This is a genomic window from Streptomyces sp. WM6372, from assembly GCF_001279655.1.
Lineage (GTDB): Bacteria > Actinomycetota > Actinomycetes > Streptomycetales > Streptomycetaceae > Streptomyces.
Map to the genome: position 1 here is coordinate 117855 of NZ_LGDB01000001.1, position 21509 is coordinate 139363.

Below are 21509 nucleotides of genomic sequence, written 5' to 3' on the forward strand. Positions count from 1 at the left end.
GTCGGGCGGTCAACAATCTCTGGCAGGGGGCCGGGATGGTGGCAGTGACCCCGGAAACGGGGCAGGACTCAGGCCTCGGGGCTGACCTCGGGGCACAGCTCGCGGCGGCCTTCGACGCCGCCGTGGCGGCCGAGGAGCGCGTCGAGCCGCGCGACTGGATGCCCGAGGCGTACCGCGCCTCGCTCGTACGCCAGATGGCCCAGCACGCCCACTCCGAGATCATCGGAATGCAGCCCGAGGCCAACTGGATCACCCGCGCGCCCTCGCTGCGCCGCAAGGCGATCCTGATGGCCAAGGTCCAGGACGAGGCCGGACACGGCCTCTACCTGTACAGCGCCGCCGAGACCCTGGGCACCAGCCGCGACGAGCTGCTCGACAAGCTGCACTCCGGCAAGCAGAAGTACTCCTCGATCTTCAACTACCCCACGCTGACCTGGGCCGATGTCGGCGCGATCGGCTGGCTCGTGGACGGCGCCGCGATCACCAACCAGGTGCCGATCTGCCGCTGCTCGTACGGGCCGTACGCCCGCGCGATGGTGCGGATCTGCAAGGAGGAGTCCTTCCACCAGCGCCAGGGCTTCGAGCTCCTCATGGCCCTGTCCAAGGGCACCGAGGCGCAGCACGCGATGGCGCAGGACGCCGTGGACCGCTGGTGGTGGCCCTCGCTGATGATGTTCGGCCCGCCGGACGACGAATCGGCGCACTCCGCGCAGTCCATGGCCTGGCGGATCAAGCGGCACTCCAACGACGAGCTGCGCCAGCGCTTCGTGGACATCGCCGTTCCGCAGGCCGAGGCGCTGGGCCTGACCCTGCCCGACCCGGACCTGAAGTGGAACGAGGAGCGCGGGCACCACGACTTCGGCGCCATCGACTGGGCGGAGTTCTGGGACGTGCTCAAGGGCAACGGCCCCTGCAACGAACAGCGGATCGGCCAGCGCCGCCGGGCCCACGAGGAAGGCGCCTGGGTCCGCGAGGCGGCCGCGGCGTACGCGGAGAAGCACAGCGCACACCACGCCGTACAGAGCACGGCGAAGAACGAGGAGGCAGGGGTATGACGCAGAACTGGCCACTGTGGGAGGTGTTCGTGCGCTCGCGCCGCGGCCTCTCGCACACGCACGCGGGCAGCCTGCACGCACCCGACGCGGAGATGGCCCTGCGCAACGCCCGCGACCTCTACACCCGGCGCGGCGAGGGCATCTCGATCTGGGTGGTCCCCTCCGCCGAGATCACCGCGTCCTCGCCGGACGAGCGCGACCCCTTCTTCGCCCCCTCGGCCGACAAGCCGTACCGGCACCCGACCTTCTACGAGATCCCCGAGGGGGTGAACCACCTGTGACCAGCACCGATGCCGTTCAGTCCGATGCCGTTCAGCCGGACGTCGTCCGGTCGGCGGCCCTCGCGCTCGGGGACGACGCGCTGATCCTCTCCCACCGCCTCGGCGAGTGGGCGGGGCACGCACCCGTCCTGGAGGAGGAGGTCGCCCTCGCGAACATCGCGCTCGACCTGCTCGGCCAGGCCCGCGTCCTGCTGACCATGGCCGGCGACGAGGACGAGCTGGCCTTCCTGCGCGAGGAGCGGTCCTTCCGCAACCTCCAGCTGGTCGAGCAGCCGAACGGGGACTTCGCCCACACCATCGCCCGCCAGCTCTACTTCTCCTTCCACCAGCACGAGCTGTACGCGGAGCTGGCGGCCGGCGACGGCCCGTTCGCCCCGCTCGCGGCCAAGGCCGTCAAGGAGACCGCGTACCACCGCGACCACGCCGAGCAGTGGACCCTGCGGCTCGGCGACGGCACGCAGGAGAGCCGCGCCCGCATGCGGGCCGCCCTGGACGCGCTGTGGAAGTACACCGGCGAGATGTTCCAGCCGGTCGACGGCGTCGACGGCGTGGACTGGGCCGCCCTGGAGGGCCGCTGGCTGGCCGCCGTGGGCGGTGTGCTGGAGCGGGCCGGGCTCGCGCTGCCCGAAGGCCCGCGCACCGGCGCCTGGGCCGCCGGGGCGGGCCGCCAGGGCCTGCACACCGAGTCGTTCGGCAGGCTGCTCGCCGAGATGCAGCACCTGCACCGCAGCCATCCGGGGGCGTCATGGTGACGGACAAGCCCCGCACCACGGCCCCCGCGGGCGGGCCCCAGACAGCGGCGCCGCAGGCCCCCGAGGCGATGACCCGCCTGGAGGCGGAGCTGGCCGAGCTGGCCGGCTCCGTCCCCGACCCCGAGCTGCCCGTCCTCAGCCTCGCCGAGCTGGGCGTGATGCGCGGGGTGCGGATGTACGAGGACGGCCACGTCGAGGTCACCCTGACCCCGACCTACACCGGCTGCCCCGCCATCGAGGCCATGTCCGGCGACATCGAGCGGGTCCTGACCGGCCACGGCATTCCGGACGTGCGGGTGCGCACCGTCCTGGCCCCGGCCTGGTCCACCGACGACATCAGCGCCGAGGGGCGGCGCAAGCTCGCCGAGTTCGGCATCGCCCCGCCCCGCCCGCACGCGGCCGGCGGGCCGGTCCCCCTCACCCTCTCGGTCCGCTGCCCGAACTGCGGATCCACCGACACCGAGCTGCTCAGCCGGTTCTCCTCCACCGCATGCAAGGCGCTGCGCCGCTGCACCGCCTGCCGTGAACCGTTCGACCACTTCAAGGAGCTGTAGATGGCCGCGTCCACGCCGTCGCCCACGTCGGGCTCCGGGCGCCCCGCGCGCCACGGCGCCTTCCACCCGCTGACGGTGGCGGCGGTCGACCGGCTCACCGACGACTCCGTGGCGCTGACCCTGCGGGTCCCCGAGGAGCTGCGCGGCGAGTACCTGCACGCCCCTGGCCAGCACCTCACGCTGCGCCGCCGTACCCCCGAGGGCACGGAGGTCCGCCGCACGTACTCGATCTGCTCGCCCGCCCCGGCCCCCGCGGGCCCGGGCCCGGCGGAGCTGCGGGTGGGCGTGCGGCTGGTGGAGGGCGGCGAGTTCTCCACGTTCGCCCACAAGGAGATCGCCGCCGGCGACGTGCTGGACGTGATGGTCCCGGCCGGGCGCTTCGTCCTGGAGCCGGCCGCCGCCCCGGCCGCCGGGCACTACGCGGCGATCGTCGGCGGCAGCGGGATCACCCCGGTGCTGTCGATCGCCGCCTCGCTGCTGGCGGCGCGGCCCGACGCCCGGTTCTGCCTGGTCCGCAGCGACCGCACGGCCGCGTCGACGATGTTCCTGGACGAGGTCGCCGACCTCAAGGACCGTTTCCCGGACCGGTTCCAGCTGGTGACCGTCCTCTCCCGCGAGGAGCAGGAGGCCGGGCTGCCGTCCGGCCGCCTCGACGAAGAGCGGCTGAAGGCCCTGCTGCCGGCACTGCTGCCCGTCGCGGAGGTGACGGGCTGGTACCTGTGCGGCCCGTACGGGCTGGTCATGGGCGCGGAGCGGGCGCTCGGCACGCTCGGCGTCGTCCGGACCCGGATCCACGAGGAGATCTTCCACGTCGAGGACACGGCGGCTCCGGCCCCTGCCGCGGCCCCGTCCCACGTACGGGTCACGGCCCGTCTCGACGGCCGCTCCGGGACCTGGCCGGTCCAGGACGGCGAGTCCCTGCTGGACGCCGTGCTGCGCAACCGCGCGGACGCCCCGTACGCCTGCAAGGGCGGGGTCTGCGGCACCTGCCGGGCGTTCCTGGTCACGGGCGAGGTCCGGATGGACCGGAACTTCGCGCTGGAGTCGGAGGAGACGGAGGCCGGGTTCGTGCTGGCCTGCCAGTCGCACGCGGTGACCGAGGAAGTGGAGATCGACTTCGACCGCTGAGGCGGTCCGTTTCCCCACCCTGTGCATTTTCCACCGCGTGCTCTATCTTGACGCACCGTCAGGCCCGGACCGGGCCTGACCGGGATCCGGTGCGCGCGGGAGGACAGGCAGTGGACTTCACCTTCACCGAGGAGCAGCAGGCCGCCGTCGAGGCGGCGAAGGCCGTCTTCGCGGACGTCGCCCCGGACGGCGTGCCCAGCCCCGCGCTGACCCCGGGGGCCGTCGCCGAGGACTTCGACCGGCCGCTGTGGGCCAAGCTCGCCGCGTCCGACCTGCTGAGCCTGGTCCTCGCCGAGGAGCACGGCGGCGCGGGCCTCGACGCGATCGCCCTGTGCCTGGTGCTGCGCGAGGCGGCGAAGGTGCTGGCCCGGGTGCCGCTGCTGGAGCACTGCGCCACCGCCATGGCCGTCCAGGCCCACGGCAGCCCCGAACTGGCCGCCGCCCTGCTGCCCGCTGCCGGGCGCGGGACCCTCGTCCTCACCGCCGCCGCACACGGCCGCAGCGGCCACGATCCCGCGGAACTCGCCGTCACGGCCCGCCGCGAAGGCACCCGGTGGATCCTCGACGGGGTGCAGACGGCCGTCCCGTGGGCGCAGGGCGCCGACTGGATCGCCGTACCGGCCCACAGCGGCGAGGGGGAGGCCGTCCTGGCGCTCGTCCCGCGCACCGCCGAGGGCCTCACCCTGGCCGACCAGGTCTCCACCAGCGGGGAGCGGCTGGCCGAACTCGCCCTGGACGGCGTACGGGTGCCCGCGAGCCACCTCATCGACACCCCGGGGGCCTGGGAGCGGCTGCGCCAGCTCCTCGCCACCGGGACCTGCGCCCTGGCACTCGGCCTGGGCACGGGCGTGCTCACCATGACCAGCCAATACACCAGCAAACGGGAGCAGTTCGGCTTCCCGGTGGCCACCTTCCAGGCCGTCGCCGTCCAGGCCGCCGACCGCTACATCGACCTGCGCGCCATGGAGGTCACCCTCTGGCAGGCGGCCTGGCGGCTCGACGCGGCGACCGGTGGAGCCGGCGGCCCGCTGCCGAGCGCCGGGGACGTCGCCGTCGCGAAGATCTGGGCCTCGGAGGGGGTACGCCGGGTCGTCCAGACCGCGCAGCACCTGCACGGCGGCTTCGGCGCCGACACCGACTACCCGCTGCACCGCTACCACGCGTGGGCCAAGCAGCTGGAGCTCCAGCTGGGCCCGGCCGCCGCGCACGAGGAGGCGTTGGGCGACCTGCTGGCCGCCCACGCCCTCGCCTGACCGCCGACCGCCGACCGCCAGCTGACCGCGCCCGGCGGCCCGGCCGAACGCCCTAGAGCACGAAGGCCGGGTTCCCGTTGTCGGTCACCATCGGGCGCCCGGCGCCGTCCCAGGCCTGCATGCCGCCGTCGATGTTCACGGCGTCGACGCCCTGGCGCACGAGGTACTGGGTGACCTGCGCGGAGCGCCCGCCGACCCGGCACATCACGTGCACGCGGCGGCCGTCCTCGACGGCCTCCGTCAGCTCACCGAAGCGGGCCACGAAGTCGCTCATCGGGATGTGCAGGGCACCTTCCACGTGGCCGGCAGCCCATTCGTCGTCCTCACGGACGTCGAGGACAAAGCCTTCGGAGGGCACCGCGGCGGCGTCCACCGAGGGAAGCGGTCCGAAGTTCATACGTCGCCTTCTCTCATCGCAGATCTGTGTCCCCAACCTATCCAACGAGCGCGGCGAGCTCCGCCTCACGCTTCGCGACATCCGCGAGCAGCTGCTCCGCGATCTCTTCCAGCAGGCGGTCCGGATCCTCCGGCGCCATGCGCAGCATCGATCCGATCGCGCTGTCCTCCAGCTCGCGCGCCACCGTCGACAGCAGCTCCTTGCGCCGTGCCAGCCACTCCAGCCGGGCGTACAGCTCCTCGCTCTCGTTCAGCTGCCGCACGGCCTCCGGCACGGGACCCGCCGCCCACTCCTCGGCCAGCTCGCGCAGGAGCTGCTCCTCGCCCCGCCCGTACGCCGCGTTGACCCGCGCGATGAACGCGTCGCGGCGCTCGCGCTCGGCTTCGTCCCGGGCGAGGTCCGGGTGCGCCTGGCGGACCAGCTCGCGGTAGAGGCGGCGTACCTCCTCCGACGGCCTGACCCGCTGCGGGGGCCGCACCGGCCGGTCGGTGAGCATCGCCGACGCGTCGTCGGAGATGCCCTCCGCATCCATCCAGTCGTGGAACAGCTCGTCCACCCCGGGCATCGGCATCACCAGCGAGCGGGCGTCCCGGGCCCGCCGCAGATCCTCGGCGTCCCCGCTGCGCTCCGCCTTCGCTTCGGCGATCAGCGCATCCAGCTCGTCGAGCCGCGAGTACATCGGGCCGAGCTTCTGGTGGTGCAGCCGGGAGAAGTTCTCCACCTCCACCCGGAAGGTCTCCACCGCGATCTCGAACTCGATCAGCGCCTGCTCGGCGGCCCGAACGGCGCGCTCCAGGCGCGCCTCGGGACGCTCGTCGCCCGTCTCTTCAGTCTGCTGCTCGCTCACCCGGCCAGCCTACGGCCGGTTGGCCCGGGCCGATGTTTCACGTGGAACATCGACCCGCGACCGTGACCCCCGGCCCCGGGCCGGGCGGGCCCGGGGCCCTGACCCGCTCAGACCCCGGCCTCCGCCGCGATCCGCCCGGACTTCACCGCCGACACCAGGTGCTCGTGGTCGGCCTCGCTCCGGTCGGCGTACGCCACCGCGAAGGTGGCCATCGCCTCGTCCAGCTCGTCGTTCTTGCCGCAGTACCCGGCCAGCAGCCGCGGATCGGCGCTGTGCGCGTGCGCCCGGGCCAGCAGGGCGCCGGTCATCCGCCCGTAGTCGTCGATCTGGTCGGGGGCCAGCGCCGCCGGGTCCACGCTGCCCTTGCGGTTGCGGAACTGCCGTACCTGGTACGGCCGCCCCTCCACCGTGGTCCAGCCCAGCAGGATGTCCGAGACCACCTGCATCCGCTTCTGCCCGGCCACCACCCGGCGGCCCTCGTGCTCCTCGACCGCGCTCTCGAAGCCCAGCGCGGGCAGGTACGGCAGCAGCACCGACGGCCGCGCCTCCTTCACCTGGAGCACCAGAGGCTCGCCCCGGTGGTCCAGCAGCAGCACCACGTACGAGCGGGTGCCGACGCTCCCGGTGCCGACCACCCGGAAGGCCACGTCGTGGATGGCGTACCGGGCCAGCAGCGGCAGCCGGTCACCCTGGAGGGTCTTCAGGTACGGGCCCAGCGCGGCCGCCACGGCCGCCGCCTCCCCGTCGCCGACCCGGCGCAGCACCGGCAGCGCGTCCACGAAGCGGCGGGCCCCGTCGGCGCCGGCCTCGGTGGACTTGGCGGCGAACCGCGCCGAGGTGTTGTTGCGGGCCTTCTCCGAGACCCGCTCCAGGGTGCCCAGCAGGTCCCGGGCGTCGGTGTGCGAGACGAGCTCCTCGTCCGCGATGGCGTTCCAGGCGTCCAGCGCCGGCAGCTTGGCCAGCAGTCGCATGGTCCGGCGGTACGCGCCCACCGCGTCGTGCGCCGCGGCCCGGCAGGTGTCCTCGTCCGCGCCGGCCACCCGCCCGGCCAGGACCAGCGAGGTCGCGAGCCGCTTCACGTCCCACTCCCACGGGCCGAACACGGTCTCGTCGAAGTCGTTCAGGTCGATGACGAGCCGGCCGCGGGCATCCCCGTACAGGCCGAAGTTCGCCGCGTGGGCGTCACCGCAGATCTGTGCGCCGACACCGGTCACCGGGCCACCGGACAGGTCGTGCGCCATCAGCCCGGCCGCCCCGCGCAGGAACGCGAAGGGGTTCGCGGCCATCCGGCCGACGCGTATCGGCGCCAGCTCGGGAACCCGCCCGACGTTGGACTCCTCCACCGCCCGCACCGCGTCCGGCCGCCCGGCCGGGGCCTCGAAGTGCGCGTGCGCCGAACGCGGCACCCGCAGCCTCAGGGCCTTGCCCGCCTCCTTGGGCGAACCCGCCACCGCCCGCGCCGCGAACCCGTCGACGGACGGGATCCGCCCGCCGGACGGCGTGCCCAGCGCCCCTGCCGGCTCCGCCACCCGCTGCTCCGGTACCGCCACCATCCGTGCCGCCCCCGCCCGTACCCGTCGTACTGTCCCGGCCCGGCGGCATCGATCCGCCCGGCCCCACCAACATCGATTCGGCCCGACCGTATCTACAGCCCGGCGTCCCTGGCCAGCAGGGCGGCCTGAACCCGGTTCTCGCAGCCCAGCTTCGAGAGGATGCGGCTCACGTACGTCTTCACCGTCGCCTCGCTCATGTGCAGCCGCCGGCCCGCGTCCGCGTTCGACAGCCCCTCGCCCAGCAGCGCCAGCACCCCGCGCTCCCGCTCGCTCAGCTCCGACACCCGCCGCCGGGCCTCCTCGCCGCGCGCCGCGCCCTGCCCCGAGGCCAGCTGGTCGACCACGTGCCGGGTCGCCCCCGGCGAGAGGTACGCGTCCCCGGCCGCGGCCGCCCGGACCGCTCCGATCAGTTCGCCCGGCGCCGTGTCCTTCAGCAGGAACCCGGCGCCGCCCGAGCCCAGCGCCCGCAGCACGTTCTCCTTCTCCCCGAAGGTGGTCAGGATCAGCGCCCGGACCTCCGGCGCCGCCCGCCCCAGCTCGCCGAGCGCCGTCAGCCCGTCCATCACCGGCATCTGGATGTCCAGCAGCATCACGTCCGGCACGTGCGCGCGGGCCAGGTCCACGGCCTCGCGCCCGTTCGCCGCCTCCGCGACGACCTCGATGTCGGGTGCCGAGGTCAGGATCATCCTGATCCCGGCCCTGATCAGCGGCTCGTCGTCAGCGATCACCACTCGGATCACCTTGGCTGTCACCCGCGCTCCTACTGCTCGGCCTGGTACGCCTGCTTGTCGATCAGCTTGCCGTCCTTGAAGCAGAACCGGAAAACCGTATCGGTGGTCAGCCGCGAGTCGTCCGACGACAGCAGCGCCAGACAGTCCGAGCCCGCCGGCCGCTCCGGGCCCTTCCGGTCCAGACCCTCGGTCATGAAGCTGTTGCCGTCGGGCAGCATCGTGCGGACCGCCTCCTCCGACTCGCCCACCCGGACCTTGTCGTAGTCGGCCTGGCTGATCATCGCGCTGCCCGCCGAGCCCACGAGCAGCACCACCCCGGCCCCGATCACGATCACCAGCAGCACCACCGCCGCGAAGGCGATCCCGCAGCCCATCGCGACGCCCCCGGCCCGGCTGCGGCCCCCCACGGCCAGTTCCTTGTCCACCGCCGCCCAGTCCATCGGCGACGGCGCCACCGCGAACCCCCGGGCCTGCGCCTGGGCCTGCGCCTGCTGCCCGAAGTCGTCGGCGATGTCCTCGACCCCCGCCGGCTCCGCCCCGTACGGGAGCACGCCGGCCACCCGGAAGCCGCCGTCCTCGGTCCCGCCCGCGTGCACCATCCCGCCGACGAGCCGGGCCCGCTCGCGCAGCCCGGTGAGCCCCTGCCCGCCCGAGACCACCGCGCCGACGCCCGGCCCGGCCGCCGGCCCGTTGGCGATCTCCACCACCAGCGAGTCGTCCTCGTACCGCAGTTCCACCGAGATCGGCGCCCCCGAAGCGTGCTTGTACGCGTTGGTCAGCCCCTCCTGCACGATCCGGTACGCCGCGTGGTCACACGCCGCGACCAGCGGCCTCGGCCGCCCCGACACGGTCATCCGTACGTCGGTCCCCGCGCCCCGCGCCGCCTCCACGATCCCGGCGATCCCGGCCACCCCGCGCGCCGCGGGCTGCGCCTCCTCGGCCGGCACCGGCGCCTCGACGCCGTCCCGCAGGATCCCGACGACCTCGCGCAGCTCGTGCATCGCCGCGACCGAGGCCTGCCGCAGCACCCCCACCGCCTCGCGCTGGCGTTCGGTGAGCTGCGGGTCCACCTCCAGGGCGCCGGTGTGCACGGCGATCAGCGCCAGCTGGTGGCCCAGGCTGTCGTGCATGTCCTGGGCGATCCGCTGGCGCTCCCGCAGCCGGGCCTGCCCGGCGACCATCACGCGCTCGCGCATCAGCTGCCCGTTGCGCTCCTGGAGCGCCTGCAGCAGGGTCCGGCGCTGCGACCAGTAGCGGCTGGCCAGACCCGGCATCACCGTCGTCGCGAGGAAGATCAGCGTGGAGAACACGATCACGAGCACGGGCCGCTGGTCGGACCACGCCTGCACCACGCTGAAGCAGACCGCGGCGAGGAAGGCCGCGGTGAAGGCCGTCAGCGCGCGGCCCACCCCGACGATCCGGCGCCCCGCCGACCAGCCCAGCAGGACGGTGATCAGGAACGAGCCGGGCAGGAACGGGGAGATCGCCGACGCGACGATCAGGGTCGTGGCCGGCAGCCGGCGCCGCGCCAACGTGAGCAGCACCACAGCCGCGGCGCTGGCCGCCATCCGCTGCACGCTGCCGTTGTCGAGCTCTTCGACCCCCAGCCCGAGCAGTGCGATCACCCCGGCGATCACCAGATCGCCCGCCAGCATCCGCAGGGTCCACGGCTCGGGCCCCCTCAGCCAGTCCCAGCCCGCCCGCATCCTCGCCGTCGCATCCACGCGCCCGACCCTAGACACCGCCGTCCCCGCCGGGCCGCCCTCTTTCGTCGCGCCCTCCCCGACGAAAGTCGTCCGGCGGACACCACGGCCGCTCCCCCGTCACCGGGACCCGTCACCGGGACCGGGATCCCCAACTCCCCGAACACAGCACGGGATCGCCCCGCCCGCGATGAACACCCCACCAGCGCACGGGAAATGCGAAACGGCCGCCACCGCTTTCGCGATGACGACCGTTTCGTCGATGTGGGCGAGGGGGGATTTGAACCCCCACGTCCCGAAGGACACTGGCACCTGAAGCCAGCGCGTCTGCCGTTCCGCCACTCGCCCGAGCAGCTCCCCAGTGGATCTTCCCTTTCGGTCCGTTCCCCTGGCGACGTCGAAACATTAGCACGTCGGACGGGGTGGATTCACATCGCTTTCCCCGCACCCCCGGACCCGGGTCCGATTGCCCCTCCCGCACCGCGCTCCCGGTGCGGGACACTGTCCCCTGAGCGCCCCTACGATCCCTTGTGAGTACCAACACTCATGCGCATGGGACCCAGGGGGAACCAGCCGAATCCGCCACGCGTGGATACGATCAGTAAGCAGTACAGGGCGACAACGACGGAGGAGGTGCCCCATGGGAGTCCTGAAGCGGTTCGAGCAGCGACTCGAAGGTCTGGTGAACGGCACCTTCGCCAAGGTGTTCAAGTCCGAGGTCCAGCCCGTCGAGATCGCCGGCGCCCTCCAGCGCGAGTGCGACAACAACGCGACGATCTGGAACCGGGAGCGGACGGTCGTCCCCAACGACTTCATCGTCGAGCTCAGCACCGGCGACTACGAGCGTCTGAGCCCCTACTCCGGGCAGCTCGGCGACGAGCTCGCGGGCCTCGTCCGCGACTACGCCAAGCAGCAGCGCTACAGCTTCATGGGCCCGATCAAGGTCCACCTGGAGAAGGCCGACGACCTCGACACCGGGCTCTACCGGGTCCGCAGCCGCACGCTCGCCTCCAGCACCTCCCAGGCGCCGCCGCAGGCCGCCCCCCAGAACCAGCAGGGCGGCTACGGCTACCCGCCGGTCGCCGCACCGCCGATGCCGGCCGGACCGCCCCCGGGCGCACCCGCGCGCCGGCCGGGCGCCGCGGGGCCGGCTCCCGTACCCACCGGAGGCGCCACCCGGCGCCACTGGATCGAGATCAACGGCACCCGCCACCAGATCTCGCGCCCCACGCTCGTACTCGGCCGAAGCACCGAAGCCGACGTGCGGATCGACGACCCCGGCGTCTCGCGCCGGCACTGTGAGATCCGGACCGGAACGCCCTCGACGATCCAGGATCTCGGGTCCACCAACGGCATCGTGGTGGACGGGCAGCACACCACCCGCGCTACGCTCCGCGACGGCTCGCGGATCGTCGTGGGCAGCACCACCATCATTTACCGGCAAGCCGAAGGGTGAAGCGGGGGCAATGTCAGAGCTGACCCTGACGGTCATGCGGTTGGGTTTCCTGGCCGTTCTGTGGCTGTTCGTCATCGTGGCCGTCCAGGTCATCCGCAGCGACCTCTTCGGTACGCGCGTCACCCAGCGCGGCTCGCGCCGCGGCGGGAACGCGCCCGGAGCGCCGGCGCAGAGCGGTGGCCGCCAGGCCGCCGCGCCGCCACAGCAGCGCCAGCGCCGCGGAGCGCCGACCAAGCTCGTCGTCTCCGAGGGGACCCTCACGGGTACCACGGTCGCCCTCGCGGGGCAGACGATCACGCTCGGCCGGGCACATGACTCAACGATCGTGCTGGACGACGACTACGCGTCCAGCCGCCATGCCAGGATCTACCCCGACCGTGACGGCCAGTGGATCGTCGAGGATCTCGGGTCCACCAACGGCACGTATCTCGACCGGACCCGGCTGACCACCCCGACGCCCATTCCGCCGGGCGCCCCGATCCGCATCGGCAAGACCGTCATCGAGCTGCGGAAGTAGTACGAGAATGAGCGAGCGGAGCGAGCGAGCCGCGGCAGTCCGGACCACCCAGGACACGGACCCGAGCGCGCTCCCGACCGGAGGGTGGGCAGTGTGGCTCGAGACCGGTTGTACCCGGAGGAATCGACTGGGCAGGTGCGCATGAGTCTGTCCCTGCGGTTCGCCGCCGGATCCCACAAGGGCATGATCCGCGAGGGCAACGAGGACTCCGGCTATGCCGGTCCACGTCTCCTCGCGGTCGCCGACGGCATGGGCGGCCAGGCCGCCGGCGAGGTCGCCAGCTCCGAGGTGATCTCCTCGCTCGTGCAGCTCGACGACGACGTCCCTGGCTCCGACATCCTCACGTCGCTCGCCACCGCCGTGCAGCGCGCCAACGACCAGCTGCGCGTCATGGTCGAGGAGGACGCCCAGCTCGAAGGCATGGGCACCACCCTGACCGCGCTCCTGTGGACCGGCCAGCGCCTCGGCCTCGTCCACGTCGGCGACTCCCGCGCCTACCTGCTCCGCGACGGCGTCCTCACGCAGATCACCCAGGACCACACCTGGGTGCAGCGCCTCGTCGACGAGGGCCGCATCACCGAAGAGGAAGCCACCACCCACCCCCAGCGCTCGCTCCTCATGCGGGCGCTCGGCAGCGGTGACACCGTCGAGCCCGACCTCTCCATCCGCGAGGTCCGCACCGGCGACCGCTACCTCATCTGCTCCGACGGGCTGTCCGGCGTCGTCTCCCACCAGACCCTGGAAGAGACCCTCGCCGGCTACCACGGCCCCCACGAGACCGTGCAGGCCCTGATCCAGCTCGCCCTGCGCGGCGGCGGACCGGACAACATCACCTGCATCGTCGCGGACGTCCTCGACACCGACAGCGGCGACACCCTCGCCGCCCAGCTGAACGACACCCCGGTCGTCGTCGGCGCGGTCGCCGAGAACCAGCACCAGCTCTTCGACGGCAACGCGATGCAGACCCCGGCGGGCCGCGCCTCCGGCCTGGGCCGCCAGGCCCCCCCGCCGGCCGGCGCCTTCGGGCCCCCCGGCAGCGGCGAGGCCCCCGGCTACGGATACCCCGACCAGGGCCAGGGCGGCGGCACGTACGGCAGCTTCGGCGAACCCGACCCGTACGACGACGACTCGCGCTACGAGGACACGTACGACCACCCCCGCCGGCGCCGCAGCAAAGGGCGCAAGTGGACCACCCGGACCCTGATCCTGCTGATCGTCGCCGGTGTGGTCGGAGGCGGCCTCTACGCCGCCCACCGCTGGACCCAGACGCAGTTCTACATCGGCGTCAAGGGCGAGCACGTGGCGCTCTTCCGCGGCATCAGCCAGAACCTCGGACCGCTGGAGCTCTCCAAGGTGGAGACCGACCGCACCGACATCGAACTGAAGTACCTGCCGCCCTTCAAGCGGAAGCTGGTCGAGGCCACCATCACCGAGACCAGCCTCGACGGCGCCCGTCAGAAGATCGACGAACTCGGCGTCCAGGTCACCGCGTGCAAGAAGGACGAGGAGCGCCGCGCCGCGGAAGCGCAGAACCCACCGGCACCCGGCCCCAGCCTGACTCCCACGGAGCAGTCGCTGGTCGGCCTCTGCGGCAAGCAGTAGTACACACCCGCGGGCACAGGGGGCCTGCCACACCATGAGCGTTGTCACCAACACGACCACCATCGGCGCCATCGAGCTGCCGAGCCGGCGGAACACCGAGCTCCTGCTGCTCGTGTTCGCCGTGGTCATCCCGATCTTCGCCTACGCCAACGTGGGCCTGTCGATCCACGGCAAGCTGCCGCCGGGCATGGTCGCGTACGGAGGCGGCCTGGCCGTCCTCGCCGGCATCGCCCACCTCGTGGTGCGCCGCTACGCGAAGTACGCCGACCCGCTGCTGCTGCCGATCGGCACGCTGCTCAACGGGCTCGGCTGCGTCCTGATCTGGCGGCTCGACCAGTCGGAGCGGCTGCAGAACCTGGCCAAGCGCCAGTTCGGCCAGTTCTCCGAGTCGGCCCCCCGCCAGATGATGTACACGGCGCTCGCCATCGCCCTGTTCGCCGCCGTGCTGCTGCTCCTCAAGGACCACCGCACCCTGCAGCGCTTCACGTACATCTCGATGGCCGCCTCGCTGGTCCTGCTGATCCTGCCGGTCATCCCGGGTCTCGGCGCCGACGTCTTCGGCGCGAAGATCTGGATCAGCGTCGCCGGTTTCTCCATCCAGCCCGGTGAGTTCGCGAAGATCGTCATCGCGATCTTCTTCGCCGGATACCTGATGGTGAAGCGCGACGCCCTCGCGCTGGCCAGCCGCCGCTTCATGGGCCTCTACCTGCCGCGCGGCCGCGACCTCGGCCCGATCCTGATGATCTGGGCGATGAGCCTGCTCGTCCTCGTCTTCGAGAACGACCTCGGCACCTCGCTGCTCTTCTTCGGCATGTTCGTGATCATGCTGTACGTGGCCACCGAGCGCACCAGCTGGATCGTCATCGGCCTCGTCATGAGCGTGGCCGGCGCGGCCGTCGTCGGCGCGACCGCCAGCCACGTCAAGGCCCGCGTCACCGCCTGGCTCGACCCCTTCGCCTGCTACTCGAAGTCGGGCGCCTGCGAGCAGGTCGGCCAGTCGATCATGAGCTTCGGCTCCGGCGGGGTCCTCGGCACCGGCTGGGGCCAGGGCAACTCCGACCTCATCGGATTCGCCGCCAACTCCGACTTCATCTTCTCCACGGTCGGCGAAGAGCTCGGCCTCGCGGGCGTCATGGCCTTCCTGCTGCTCTACGGCCTGATCATCGAGCGCGGCGTGCGTACCGCCCTCGCCGCCCGCGACCCCTTCGGCAAGCTCTTCGCCATCGGTCTCTCCGGCGCCTTCGCCCTCCAGATCTTCGTGGTCGCCGGCGGAGTCATGGGCCTCATCCCCCTGACCGGCATGACCATGCCCTTCCTCGCGTCCGGCGGTTCGTCCGTCCTCGCCAACTGGGCCCTCATCGGGATCCTCATCCGGATCAGCGACACCGCACGCCGCCCCGCCCCGGCCCCGGCACCGTCCCCCGACTCCGAGATGACCCAGGTGGTCCGCCCGTCATGAACAAGCCCCTGCGTCGCATCTCGATCTTCTGCGGGCTGCTCGTCCTCGCGCTGCTGATCCGGACCAACTGGCTCCAGTACGTCCAGGCCGACGAACTCAGCACCCGCAAGGAGAACCGCAGGGTCCAGATCGCCCAGTACGCCACCCAGCGCGGCAACATCATCGTCGCGGGCGGCCAGGCGATCACGGGCTCCGCCGCCACCGACGGCAGCGACTACAAGTACAAGCGGGTCTACAACGAGGGCGCGCTCTGGGCACCGGTGACCGGGTACGCCTCCCAGGCCTTCGGCTCCACCCAGCTGGAATCCCTCGAAGACAAGATCCTCACCGGCAACGACGACCGGCTGTTCTTCGACCGCACCATCGGCATGTTCACCGGCGAGAAGAAGGCCGGCGGCAACGTCGTCACCACGCTGCTGCCCGACGCCCAGAAGGCCGCGTACGAGAAGCTCGGCGACAAGACGGGCGCCGTCGCCGCGATCGACCCGCGCACCGGCGCCATCCTCGCGCTGGTCAGCACCCCCTCGTACGACCCCTCCCTCTTCGCCGGCAACTCCAAGACCGACGAGAAGAACTGGGTCGAGCTGAAGGACAGCCCGGAGAAGAAGCTCGTCAACCGCGCCCTGCGCGAGACCTACCCGCCCGGCTCGACCTTCAAGGTCGTCACCGCCGCGGCCGCGCTGGAACACGGCGTCGTCACCGACATCAACGCGCCGACGGACACCCCCGAGCCGTTCTTCCTGCCGACGACCAAGACTCCGATGGTCAACCACGCCAAGGGCTGCGAGAAGGCGACGCTCAACTTCGCGCTCCAGGTCTCCTGCAACTCCGTCTTCGCCAACGTCGCCGACAAGGTGACCAAGGACAAGATGCTGGAGACGGCGCAGAAGTTCGGCTTCAACAACGACAAGATCGACACCCCGGTCCGGGCGTTCGCCAGCGTCTACGACAAGAACATGGACCGTCCGGGCAACTCGCTCTCCGCGATCGGCCAGTTCAACACCGCCGCCACCCCGCTGCAGATGGCGATGGTCGCCGCGGCCGTCGCCAACGACGGCAAGCTGATGAAGCCGTACATGGTCGACCAGCTCACCGCGCCGAACCTCGACGTCATCGAGAAGCACGAGCCGCAGGAGATGAGCCGCCCGCTCTCGCCCGCCAACGCGCAGAAGCTCCAGCAGATGATGGTCAACGTCGTCGAGAACGAGAACGGCACCGGCGGCAAGGCCAAGATCAAGGACGTCACCGTCGGCGGCAAGACCGGCACCGCGCAGCACGGCGAGAAGAACGCCAAGCGCCCTTACGCCTGGTTCATCGCCTACGCCAAGACCGACAAGGGCTCCCCGGTCGCCGTCGCCGTCGTCATCGAGGACAGCGACGCCGATCGTGAGGACATCAGCGGTGGCGGTCTCGCGGCCCCCGTCGCGAAGGCCGTCATGGAAGCCGTGCTCAAGAACCAGAACAAGGGCTGACGGAAGGGACGCAAGGGGCCGACAGCGGCGCGAGAGCCGAACCGGAGTGATCCACATCACTGTTCCCGCCCGGATCCGAGCGTACGGTACCGGTCCGGTATCAGCCTGTGGTCACGAACCGATCACCGACGATCGGCCGGTAGCCTTTGCGCGAACAGCACACCGCCGGACCACACACGGGTGCGGTCGGGACTGACGGAGAGGGCTGCAACGTTATGGAAGAGCCGCGTCGCCTCGGCGGCCGGTACGAGCTGAGCCACGTGCTCGGCCGCGGTGGCATGGCCGAGGTCTACCTCGCCCACGACACCCGGCTCGGCCGTACCGTCGCCGTCAAGACCCTGCGTGCCGACCTCGCCCGCGACCCGTCCTTCCAGGCCCGGTTCCGGCGCGAGGCCCAGTCGGCCGCGTCGCTCAACCACCCGGCGATCGTCGCGGTCTACGACACCGGCGAGGACTACGTCGACAACATCTCCATCCCGTACATCGTGATGGAGTACGTCGACGGCTCCACCCTGCGCGAGCTCCTGCACTCCGGCCGCAAGCTGCTGCCCGAGCGCACGCTGGAGATGACCATCGGCATCCTCCAGGCCCTCGAGTACTCGCACCGCGCCGGCATCGTGCACCGTGACATCAAGCCCGCCAACGTGATGCTCACCCGCACCGGCCAGGTCAAGGTCATGGACTTCGGCATCGCCCGCGCCATGGGCGACTCCGGCATGACCATGACGCAGACCGCGGCCGTGATCGGCACCGCCCAGTACCTCTCCCCGGAGCAGGCCAAGGGCGAGCAGGTCGACGCGCGCTCCGACCTCTACTCCGCGGGCTGCCTGCTGTACGAACTCCTCAGCGTCCGGCCGCCGTTCATCGGCGACTCCCCGGTCGCCGTGGCGTACCAGCACGTACGGGAAGAACCGCAGCCGCCGTCGAACTTCGACCCCGAGATCACGCCCGAGATGGACGCGATCGTGTTGAAGGCGCTGGTCAAGGACCCCGACTACCGCTACCAGTCCGCCGACGAGATGCGCGCCGACATCGAGGCCTGCCTCGAAGGCCAGCCCGTCGCGGCCGCCGTGGCCATGGGCACGCCCGGCTACGGCTACCCCGACCAGGGCCACGGCTACGGGCACCAGGGCTACGACCAGCCCACCACCGCCCTGCGCACGGCCGACGCCGGCCAGACCTCCATGCTCCCGCCGATGCCCCCGGGCGACGGCGGCTACGGCTACGGGGACCAGGGCCAGGGCAGCTACGACCAGGGCGGCCACGGCCGGCGCCCGCAGAAGAAGAGCAAGGCCTCGACGATCCTGCTGGTCACGGCGGGCATCCTCGTCCTGGTCGGCGCGATCCTCATCGGGCGCTCCCTCTTCAGCGGCGGCGCGGACAACCGGCCCAACGTGCCCAAGCTCATCGGCCAGACCTTGGAACAGGCCCAGAAGACCGGCGACAACGTCGGCCTCAAGGTCGAGAAGGAAGCCGATCAGCCCTGCGACAACCAGCCCAAGGGCAACATCTGCGAGCAGAACCCGGCGCCCGACACCAAGGTCGACAAGGGCTCCACGATCAAGGTCAAGGTCTCCTCGGGCGCGCCGGACGTGGCCGTGCCCGACGTCCTCAACGTGAAGTTCGAGGACGCGGAGAAGGCGCTCAAGGACAAGGGCTTCGCGGTCGAGAAGAAGACCCAGGAGTCCGACCGGACCGCCGGCACCGTCCTGGACCAGACCCCCAAGAGCGGCGCGAAGGCCCAGAAGGGCTCGACCGTCACGGTGACCGTCGCCAAGGAACAGGCGAAGGCCGAGATGCCGGACCTCCTCGGGAAGACCCGGGAGCAGGCGATCAAGGCGCTGAACGACGCCAAGCTCAAGCTGGGCAGCCAGACGGAGGTCGACTCCCCGGGAGCCGCGCCGAAGACGATCGTCCAGCAGCAGTACCAGCCGGGCGAGCAGCTCGCGGTGGGCACGACGGTCAACGTCCAGATCGCCAAGGCCTCGCAGCAGACGCAGGTCCCGCAGCTGATCACCAAGACCGTCGCGCAGGCCAAGGCGGACCTGGCGAGCCGGGGCCTGAGCCTCCAGGTCATCGCGGGTCCGACGGACGACAGGGCGATCGTCATGGTCACCGACCCGCCGGCGGGCACCCCGGTCGAAGCGGGCCGCGTCATCAACGTCCAGACGGTGGCCGGCCAGCAGAACGGCGGCAATGACGGCGGGACGCTCTTCGGCGGCCTGACGGGCGGCCGGCGCTAGTCGGCACTTCGCCCCGCAGAGACGCGGGAAAGCCCCTGTGGGCGGCCTCAGAGCCGCGCACAGGGGCTTTCCCGTGTCCAGCGTCGGGCGTCCGGCGTCAGCGCAGTTCCGCCGGGGGCGTGCGCTGCGCGTCCACCTTCTCCGTGCGGACCAGCTCGCCCCACACGACGTAGCGGAACTTCGACGTGTAGACCGGCGTGCAGGTCGTCAGCGTGATGAAGCGGCCCGGCGCCGTCCGGCCCGACTCCTTCGGGACCGCGGAGATCACGTCCACGTCGTACTTCGACGTCTGGCGTAGCTCCGCGAAGACCTTGTACACGTACCAGGTGTCCCGCGTCTCGAAGACGACCGCGTCGCCGTTCTTCACCTTGTCGATGTTGTGGAACTTCGCGCCGTGCCCGTCCCGGTGCGCCGCCAGGGCGAAGTTCCCCGACGGCTCCCACGGCAGGGCCGCCTTCACCGGGTCCGTGTAGTACCCGGCCACGCCGTCGTCGAGGACGTCCGGCGCCGTGCCCTTCTTGACCAGGACCTCGGCGTTCTTCATCGCCGGTACGTGCAGGAAGCCGATGCCGTCCTGGGTGTCGAGCGCCCCCGGCGCCGCGGCCCCGTTCGCCCCCGGGGCGGTCTGCCACTGCTGGCGGATCTCGTTGCCGCGCGCCGACGCCTGCCGGTCCGCGAGCACGTTCGTCCACCACAGCGAGTACGCGACGAACAGGCCGAGGACGAGGCCCACGGTGATCAGGAACTCGCCCAGCAGGCTCAGGAACCCGGCGAGCACACTGCGGCTCTGGGGCGGCGACGCGGCACGTGACACTGCTTGTTCGTCCTTACGGGCTGGCCAGCGCGGGCGGAGCACCCTGGCTGCGGGGGCGTTCGTCGGTCATCCTGCCCCATACGATCATCCGGAAGGTGCTCGTGAACTCGGGGGTGCAGGTCGTCAGCGTGATGTACCGGCCCGGGGCGGTGAAGCCCGAGCCCTCCGGCACCGGTTTGATCACCGAGACGTTCGCCGGCGGGGTCTGCGCCAGCGACGAGGTGATCTCGTACGTGTAGTACGCGTCCCGCGTCTCGACCACGACCGGGTCCCCCGGCACCAGCCGGTTGATGAAGCGGAACGGTTCGCCGTGGGTGTTGCGGTGGCCCGCCAGCGCGAAGTTGCCCTGCTTGTCGGCCGGCATCGCCGTCTTCAGCGCGCCGTCCCCGTAGTGCCCGACCATCCCCTTGTCGAGCACCTTCGGCTTGCTGACCCCTTCCGCCACCGGCACCTTCACGTCCAGTTTCGGGATGTGCAGGATCGCGAAGCCCTCCCCGGGCTCGAACGCCGAGACCTGCGGGGCGGCCGCCCCGCCGGGGTTGCGTTCCCAGTTGTGCCGCAGCGAGCCGGCCGCCCCGTTCGCCGTCCGCTCCGCCAGCACGTTCGTGTACCAGAGCTGGTAGGCGACGAACAGCAGCATCACCACGCCCAGCGTGATGAACAGCTCCCCGGCGAGCCTGCTCGCGACGACCACCGGGCCGCCCGACGCGGGCCGCCTGCGCCGCCGGCCCCCGCTGCGCCTGCGCGTGCGCTTCGCGGCCTCCTGAGCTGCCCTGCGCCGCGCGGCCCGGCCCTCCGTGGGCGCGGACGGCGCGACCGCGGTCACGCGACGGCCTTGCCCACCACCGGGGCCAGCCCCACCGAGCGCTCGACGGCCCCCGCGTCCCCGCAGCGCACCAGCCAGTTCGCGAGCATCCGGTGGCCCCACTCGGTCAGCACCGACTCGGGGTGGAACTGCACGCCCTCGACGTCGTGCTCCCGGTGCCGCAGCCCCATGATGATCCCGTCCTCGGTGCGCGCGGTGACCTCCAGCACGTCCGGCAGGGTCGCCGGCTCGGCAGCGAGCGAGTGGTAGCGGGTCGCGGTGAAGGGCGAGGGCAGTCCCTCGAAGACGCCGAGGCCCTCGTGCACCACCGGCGAGGTCTTCCCGTGCAGCAGCTCGGGCGCCCGGTCGACGACGCCGCCGTACGCCACGGCCATGGACTGCATGCCGAGGCACACGCCGAAGACCGGGACGCCGGTGTCGGCGCAGTGGCGGACCATGTCGACGCAGACGCCCGCCTGCTCCGGCGTGCCCGGCCCGGGCGACAGCAGCACGCCGTCGAAGCCGTCCTGCGCGTGGGCGAGTTCGACCTCGTCGTTGCGCAGCACCTCGCACTCCGCGCCGAGCTGGTACAGGTACTGGACCAGGTTGAAGACAAAGCTGTCGTAGTTGTCGACAACCAGAATGCGCGCGCTCACGGAGTGGCTCCCGATCCCTCGTCCACCGTTACGTCGTTGAACGGGAGGAGCGGCTCGGCCCACGGGAAGACGTACTGGAAGAGCACGAAGACCACTCCGAGGACCAGTACGAGAGAGATCAGCGCGCGAACCCACGCGTTGCCCGGCAGCTGCCGCCAGATCCAGCCGTACATGCCGTCTGTTTCCTATCCGTCCACGATCGACCACCGCACCGCGGGGGCGGTACGCCAA

General features: G+C 71.7%; 20 protein-coding genes, 1 tRNA gene and 1 pseudogene. 12 read left to right on the plus strand and 10 right to left on the minus strand.

Annotated elements, in window-relative coordinates; all coding sequences use genetic code 11:
- The first annotated feature begins 35 nt into the window (after positions 1-35).
- The 6 genes from paaA to ADK52_RS00585 all read left to right on the plus strand — a co-directional run bounded on the left by paaA (position 36) and on the right by ADK52_RS00585 (position 5023).
- Positions 36-1055: a 1,2-phenylacetyl-CoA epoxidase subunit PaaA gene (gene paaA / locus ADK52_RS00560; protein WP_053687814.1), complete on the plus strand. Its 1020-nt coding sequence runs from the start codon at positions 36-38 to the stop codon at positions 1053-1055.
- Entirely contained in the window at positions 1052-1336 is a 285-nt protein-coding gene (gene paaB, locus ADK52_RS00565; RefSeq protein WP_053687815.1) for a 1,2-phenylacetyl-CoA epoxidase subunit PaaB, read from the plus strand. Before paaA ends, paaB begins: the two co-directional genes overlap by 4 nt.
- Positions 1333-2088: a 1,2-phenylacetyl-CoA epoxidase subunit PaaC gene (gene paaC, locus ADK52_RS00570; RefSeq protein WP_053687816.1), complete on the plus strand. Its 756-nt coding sequence runs from the start codon at positions 1333-1335 to the stop codon at positions 2086-2088. The genes paaB and paaC overlap by 4 nt, the downstream gene beginning before the upstream one ends.
- A 68-nt stretch (positions 2089-2156) precedes the next feature.
- Positions 2157-2642: a 1,2-phenylacetyl-CoA epoxidase subunit PaaD gene (gene paaD, locus ADK52_RS00575; RefSeq protein WP_053687922.1), complete on the plus strand. Its 486-nt coding sequence runs from the start codon at positions 2157-2159 to the stop codon at positions 2640-2642.
- Positions 2643-3770 carry a 2Fe-2S iron-sulfur cluster-binding protein gene (locus tag ADK52_RS00580; RefSeq protein WP_053687817.1) on the plus strand — a complete coding sequence of 376 codons (1128 nt, stop codon included), beginning with the start codon at positions 2643-2645 and terminating at the stop codon, positions 3768-3770. It abuts the gene before it with no gap.
- A 110-nt stretch (positions 3771-3880) separates the two neighbouring features.
- Positions 3881-5023: an acyl-CoA dehydrogenase family protein gene (locus ADK52_RS00585; RefSeq protein ID WP_053687818.1), complete on the plus strand. Its 1143-nt coding sequence runs from the start codon at positions 3881-3883 to the stop codon at positions 5021-5023.
- A gap of 52 nt (positions 5024-5075) precedes the next feature.
- On the opposite strand, the gene ADK52_RS00590 is transcribed toward ADK52_RS00585, so the two are convergent.
- From ADK52_RS00590 to ADK52_RS00615, 6 genes are all read right to left on the minus strand, one after another.
- Positions 5076-5420 (minus strand): rhodanese-like domain-containing protein, encoded by a 345-nt coding sequence (locus tag ADK52_RS00590; RefSeq protein ID WP_030153119.1) that lies wholly within the window; start codon positions 5418-5420, stop codon positions 5076-5078.
- 37 nt (positions 5421-5457) lie between these two features.
- Entirely contained in the window at positions 5458-6267 is an 810-nt protein-coding gene (locus tag ADK52_RS00595; protein ID WP_053687819.1) for a J domain-containing protein, read from the minus strand.
- Between the two features lie 107 nt (positions 6268-6374).
- The gene (locus ADK52_RS00600) at positions 6375-7820 is read right to left on the minus strand and encodes a DUF2252 domain-containing protein (RefSeq protein ID WP_078987764.1); all 1446 of its coding nucleotides are present in this window, start codon (positions 7818-7820) and stop codon (positions 6375-6377) included.
- Between the two features lie 92 nt (positions 7821-7912).
- Positions 7913-8560, minus strand: a complete 648-nt coding sequence (locus tag ADK52_RS00605) for a response regulator (RefSeq protein ID WP_182508845.1) — start codon at positions 8558-8560, stop codon at positions 7913-7915.
- 20 nt (positions 8561-8580) lie between these two features.
- Positions 8581-10257, minus strand: coding sequence for a sensor histidine kinase (locus ADK52_RS00610; RefSeq protein WP_053687821.1), 1677 nt, complete (start codon positions 10255-10257; stop codon positions 8581-8583).
- Between the two features lie 262 nt (positions 10258-10519).
- Positions 10520-10602: transfer RNA gene (locus ADK52_RS00615), tRNA-Leu, on the minus strand.
- A 292-nt stretch (positions 10603-10894) separates the two neighbouring features.
- Here ADK52_RS00615 and ADK52_RS00620 point away from each other — a divergent pair.
- From ADK52_RS00620 to pknB, 6 genes are all read left to right on the plus strand, one after another.
- Entirely contained in the window at positions 10895-11710 is an 816-nt protein-coding gene (locus tag ADK52_RS00620) for an FhaA domain-containing protein (RefSeq protein ID WP_030153126.1), read from the plus strand.
- A gap of 10 nt (positions 11711-11720) precedes the next feature.
- Positions 11721-12227 carry an FHA domain-containing protein FhaB/FipA gene (locus tag ADK52_RS00625; RefSeq protein WP_053687822.1) on the plus strand — a complete coding sequence of 169 codons (507 nt, stop codon included), beginning with the start codon at positions 11721-11723 and terminating at the stop codon, positions 12225-12227.
- Positions 12228-12368: 141 nt separating this feature from the next.
- Positions 12369-13829 carry a PP2C family protein-serine/threonine phosphatase gene (locus ADK52_RS00630; RefSeq protein ID WP_053687823.1) on the plus strand — a complete coding sequence of 487 codons (1461 nt, stop codon included), beginning with the start codon at positions 12369-12371 and terminating at the stop codon, positions 13827-13829.
- Between the two features lie 34 nt (positions 13830-13863).
- Positions 13864-15288 carry an FtsW/RodA/SpoVE family cell cycle protein gene (locus ADK52_RS00635; protein ID WP_053687824.1) on the plus strand — a complete coding sequence of 475 codons (1425 nt, stop codon included), beginning with the start codon at positions 13864-13866 and terminating at the stop codon, positions 15286-15288.
- Positions 15285-16760: a peptidoglycan D,D-transpeptidase FtsI family protein gene (locus ADK52_RS00640; RefSeq protein WP_053687825.1), complete on the plus strand. Its 1476-nt coding sequence runs from the start codon at positions 15285-15287 to the stop codon at positions 16758-16760. The genes ADK52_RS00635 and ADK52_RS00640 overlap by 4 nt, the downstream gene beginning before the upstream one ends.
- A 215-nt stretch (positions 16761-16975) precedes the next feature.
- Positions 16976-19003 (plus strand): Stk1 family PASTA domain-containing Ser/Thr kinase, encoded by a 2028-nt coding sequence (gene pknB, locus ADK52_RS00645; protein ID WP_053687826.1) that lies wholly within the window; start codon positions 16976-16978, stop codon positions 19001-19003.
- 97 nt (positions 19004-19100) lie between these two features.
- On the opposite strand, the gene ADK52_RS00650 is transcribed toward pknB, so the two are convergent.
- The 4 genes and pseudogenes from ADK52_RS00650 to ADK52_RS42805 all read right to left on the minus strand — a co-directional run bounded on the left by ADK52_RS00650 (position 19101) and on the right by ADK52_RS42805 (position 21451).
- Positions 19101-19817, minus strand: a complete 717-nt coding sequence (locus tag ADK52_RS00650; RefSeq protein ID WP_053687827.1) for a class E sortase — start codon at positions 19815-19817, stop codon at positions 19101-19103.
- Positions 19818-19830: 13 nt separating this feature from the next.
- Positions 19831-20658: pseudogene (locus tag ADK52_RS00655) on the minus strand (class E sortase); the annotation flags it as partial.
- A complete protein-coding gene (locus ADK52_RS00660; RefSeq protein WP_053687828.1) occupies positions 20640-21278 on the minus strand; it encodes an aminodeoxychorismate/anthranilate synthase component II in 639 nt (212 codons plus the stop codon). The gene ADK52_RS00660 and the pseudogene ADK52_RS00655, both read right to left, overlap by 19 nt.
- On the minus strand, positions 21275-21451 hold the full coding sequence (locus ADK52_RS42805) for a hypothetical protein (RefSeq protein WP_182508613.1): 177 nt from the start codon (positions 21449-21451) through the stop codon (positions 21275-21277). The genes ADK52_RS00660 and ADK52_RS42805 overlap by 4 nt, the downstream gene beginning before the upstream one ends.
- Positions 21452-21509: the final 58 nt, after the last annotated feature.